This is a genomic window from Paenibacillus ginsengarvi (assembly GCF_003626695.1).
Lineage (GTDB): Bacteria > Bacillota > Bacilli > Paenibacillales > NBRC-103111 > Paenibacillus_AB > Paenibacillus_AB ginsengarvi.
Map to the genome: position 1 here is coordinate 1 of NZ_RBAH01000062.1, position 3,727 is coordinate 3,727.

General features: G+C 46.5%; 4 protein-coding genes, 2 rRNA genes and 1 pseudogene. 6 read left to right on the forward strand and 1 reads right to left on the reverse strand.

Annotation, left to right across the window (positions count from 1 at the left end; genetic code table 11):
- Together D7M11_RS35985 and rrf are read left to right on the forward strand one after the other, a co-directional pair.
- Positions 1-110, forward strand: a 23S ribosomal RNA gene (locus tag D7M11_RS35985); the annotation flags it as partial.
- Positions 111-263: 153 nt separating this feature from the next.
- A 5S ribosomal RNA gene (rrf, locus tag D7M11_RS35990) occupies positions 264-380 on the forward strand.
- Between the two features lie 222 nt (positions 381-602).
- Here rrf and D7M11_RS38250 read toward each other — a convergent pair.
- Entirely contained in the window at positions 603-725 is a 123-nt protein-coding gene (locus tag D7M11_RS38250; RefSeq protein WP_120752088.1) for a YjcZ family sporulation protein, read from the reverse strand.
- A 599-nt stretch (positions 726-1,324) separates the two neighbouring features.
- On the opposite strand from D7M11_RS38250, the gene D7M11_RS36670 reads away from it, so the two are divergent.
- From D7M11_RS36670 to D7M11_RS36010, 4 genes and pseudogenes are all read left to right on the forward strand, one after another.
- Positions 1,325-1,492 carry a hypothetical protein gene (locus tag D7M11_RS36670; protein ID WP_158607025.1) on the forward strand — a complete coding sequence of 56 codons (168 nt, stop codon included), beginning with the start codon at positions 1,325-1,327 and terminating at the stop codon, positions 1,490-1,492.
- Positions 1,493-1,588: 96 nt separating this feature from the next.
- Complete coding sequence (locus D7M11_RS36000; protein WP_120752089.1) at positions 1,589-2,725, forward strand: Gfo/Idh/MocA family protein; 1,137 nt, start codon at positions 1,589-1,591, stop codon at positions 2,723-2,725.
- A 41-nt stretch (positions 2,726-2,766) separates the two neighbouring features.
- Complete coding sequence (locus D7M11_RS36005; protein WP_120752090.1) at positions 2,767-3,021, forward strand: hypothetical protein; 255 nt, start codon at positions 2,767-2,769, stop codon at positions 3,019-3,021.
- A gap of 27 nt (positions 3,022-3,048) precedes the next feature.
- Positions 3,049-3,315, forward strand: a pseudogene (locus tag D7M11_RS36010) (GNAT family N-acetyltransferase); the annotation flags it as partial.
- Positions 3,316-3,727 lie beyond the last annotated feature (412 nt).

The following is a 3,727-nucleotide window of genomic DNA, read 5'->3' on the forward strand; positions in this document are numbered from 1 at the left end:
GATTTCCCAATTCGTAAGACCCCTGGTAGACGACCAGGTTGATAGGTTCGGGGTGGAAGCGCAGCAATGCGTGCAGCTGACGAATACTAATCGGTCGAGGGCTTATCCAAAGAGCCTCGGATACCCCGAGGCACTCGATTCCAACTTCTACTCGTTCGTTTCGCATTCAGTTTTCAGGGAATAAAGGATGGACCGAGGCAGCAAGCCTGTCCGGAAGATCCAAGCGACGCATGGCTGCGTTGCGACCTGAACAATTCAATTCGTTTGGTGATGACAGCGGAGGGGATCCACGCGTTCCCATCCCGAACACGACCGTTAAGCCCTCCAGCGCCGATGGTACTTGGACCGCAGGGTCCTGGGAGAGTAGGACGTTGCCAAGCGGAATTGTAGAAAAAAGTCTCACGTAATGTGAGGCTCTTTGTTTTATTTTAAAAGGTGAAATTTTAACTGGCTCTTGACGAAAAAAAGGACTCTTGCGGAGTCCCGTATTTTAGTTTGTGGTAGCCCCTCTAGCCTCTAACGGCCGGAGGGGTTGTATGGGTAAGGGGGAATTGCAGGTTGCACTTTAAACTATGCAACAGATGAAAAAATGGGTGGGCTGATTAAAAAAATCCTCTCGAAACGATTACCAAAAGAATGAAGAGAACGAGGATTACTGCTGTTGTAGTCCCCAAACCACCGCAGCTAAAGCCACCCACTCCACCAATTCCGCCAATACCACTCATGTTTATTCACCACCCATTTTCCTTTTTAACTACATCCACATCGTATGAGCGGGAATTTATTTGGTTCGGACTAGTACACACGATGCGCGCGCGTGAACCGCGGATTTTGTTTTTTACCAGGCTTCTTTCATATAAGTTCATTATGACCAATCAAATTCAAAACGAAGGCTGGGACAGCTGAACGAATACAAAAACAGCCAAACACCTCGAATTGAACCGAGAAGTCCCTAGCTTTAGCTATCTGAAAGTCATTACAGTAATTTCCTTTACGAAAGTAAAATATTGTTATATATTGGTATTATCTTAATCATTAAGTATATAAGTGGTCCGTCCAACTAATTAATAGTTGCAACTGTGTAGAACAGTATTACAATGATTCAAACCAGGGTAAAGTCTCAAGTAATAACTTAAAGAATAATGTAATAGCGATACTCGATCAATAGCGACTATCGGCTGTACCCCGGAAATGTGGCGAGCTATGTTCGAAGCGATTCCTTTCAAACATTTCGGGCTTAACTACGATCCTTCCTACCTGGTTTGGCTGCGCATCGATTATTTGCGGGCGCTGGCTGAATTCGGGGAGCGGGTGAATCATTGTCATGGCAAGGTTAAACCATTCGGGCCACGGCACTGTGGGATATAAAGTGGCGGTTCAACCCGATCGTTTCGGTTACAAAGGAGCGATATGCATCGAGCTGGAGGATCATCAGTTCCGCGGTACACTTGAGAATAAACAGCAAGGCATTCAGAAAGCTCCGGACATTTAGCGAAATATTTCAAGTAAGCCCCCACGAATCGACCCCTCACAAGAGGAGCGATTCGACTTACGGAACGGCGGGGCGGATGAATATGGGGGAACAGACATGACGATCAAAGTAGGCATTGTTGGAGCTAGAGGCCTAAGCACGATGAAGGGCTTCCGCTCGATCCCGGAAGCGGAAGTTGTCGCTTTGTGCGACCTTAACGAGACATTGCTAGAGGCACAAGCGGCAAAACATGACATTCCGAAAAGATTCCGAATCTTCGAAGATATGCTGGAGGCAGATATTGACGCCATTGTCATTGCTACACCGATGCAGATGCATGTACCTCATACTCTGCAAGCGTTGGAGGCCGGCAAACATGTATTGAGCGAAGTGACGGCCGGAGTAACGATGGATGAGCTTTGGTGGTTGAAGGAATTAGTAGAAAAACAAAACAAAGTGTATATGATGGCTGAGAACTACTGTTACATTCCGGAAAATCAGCTTATTCTTAACATGGTGAGGCAGGGACTGTTCGGAGACGTCTACTTTGGTGAAGGCGAATACCTTCATAATATTAAACATATGGCGATTCGCCCAAGTCAAGAGGGCCGGGATTCGGGAAGGACATGGCGTCATTACTGGCAGCTTGGCAAGAGGGGGACATTTTACCCAACCCATAGTCTGGGACCTGTGATGCAGTGGTTCCAAGGCGATCGGATCCAATCCGTTGCCTGCTTCGGTACGGGATGGAATACTTCCCCGGAATACCGTCAAGAAGATACCTCTATTACAATGTGCCAGATGACAAGCGGTAAATTGATTAAAATTCGCGTGGATTGTCTTTCAAAAAGACCACACAACATGAAATATTATTCGCTTCAAGGTACACAAGGAAGTTATGAAGCTCCACGTGGTTTGGGCGATCAGCATAAAATATGGTTGACTTCGATGGGGGAGGACTCTATCCATTGGAAGCCGTTATCCGAGTATCACCACTTGCTGCCCGAACGGTACAAGCAAATAACCGAAGAGCAGAGAAAAGCAGGTCACTGGGGCGGTGATTTTTTCATTGTTCAGGATTTTGTTGATGCCATCAAAGGGATTAAGAAATCAGAAATCGATGTGTACGATGCTTGCGAGTGGACCGCAGCTGGGTTATTGTCAGAATTGTCGGTTATGAACGGCGGTAAAGCGATAGAGATGCCTAATTTTCGCGGCCATATCCCGTACAAAGATCAAATCATTAAGATGTAACACAGCGTATTATGACACCTTTAACGAAGGGGGTTAACAGGGTGAACGCTTATAGTCCGCAGCTCGTCATGTTTCTCTCCAGCCTGTCCGATCTTCCTCAGCTTCAACTGCATTCAGGTTATTCCGTTCGTAGCTACCAACCGGGTGACGATGCAGCGTGGAATTGGATTATCAAGGAGTCCTTTCAAAAGGAATATGATTTTGTAAAAGATATTTCCGGCAAGGACCCGTTCAAGCCGGAGCGGGTCCTCTTTGTCTGTCATGATTGCCGACCTGTAGCTACAGCGTGTGCATGACACAAGTCAGCATGGGACGAACAGACCGGTTATTTGCATATGGTCGGGGTTCTCCCTTCGTACAGCGGTAAGAAGCTAGGATATATTGTGAGTCTTGCCGCTCTGCAGCAAATGTTCAGAGAAGAAAGGAAAAGCGCAGTACTGAACACAGACGATTATCGCATTCCGGCTATAATAACTTATCTGAAGCTTGGCTTTGTTCCGCAAATTGTTCATAAAAGTCATGTTCAGCGATGGCGGCAAATTGCCGAAATGCTTGGAAACGCTGAAATTATAAAGCAATTACCTGGCTGAGCTGCTCATTTACAGAAAGAGGAGGGGGGATCCAGGGTCTTACTATGCGGACGTTACAATATGCGACGACGGGATATTCGATAAAAGCGATCGGTTAGCCAGGGACGGATACCGGCCGCCATTAATTCATAGCGATGTCAACAGTCGTCACATCATTATGGATGCGAAGATTAACAGCAACCAATACCTATGTTAAGTTCGACACTGTAATCGGCGTTTCCACCGTGCTGGCGGAGGGGACGATTGTATAAATGCGGTCGATTTGATGAAAGAGACCGATCCGTTGCTCTTTAGCCCCCTAATTGAATTGGAGAGTACCGTAGGAAATCAGGTACACTATATTCAAGAGGTGAAGGGCCGTGAAAAAGAGGAATCATGTATATGAAGAAGTCCGAAATAAGGTAGCGCAAGA

Excerpts from the sequence above, each read along its gene's own strand:
- D7M11_RS38250 (WP_120752088.1), bottom strand. The coding sequence starts at position 725 with ATGAGTGGTATTGGCGGAATTGGTGGAGTGGGTGGCTTTAGCTGCGGT.
- D7M11_RS36670 (WP_158607025.1), top strand. The coding sequence starts at position 1,325 with ATGGCAAGGTTAAACCATTCGGGCCACGGCACTGTGGGATATAAAGTG.
- D7M11_RS36000 (WP_120752089.1), top strand. The coding sequence starts at position 1,589 with ATGACGATCAAAGTAGGCATTGTTGGAGCTAGAGGCCTAAGCACGATG.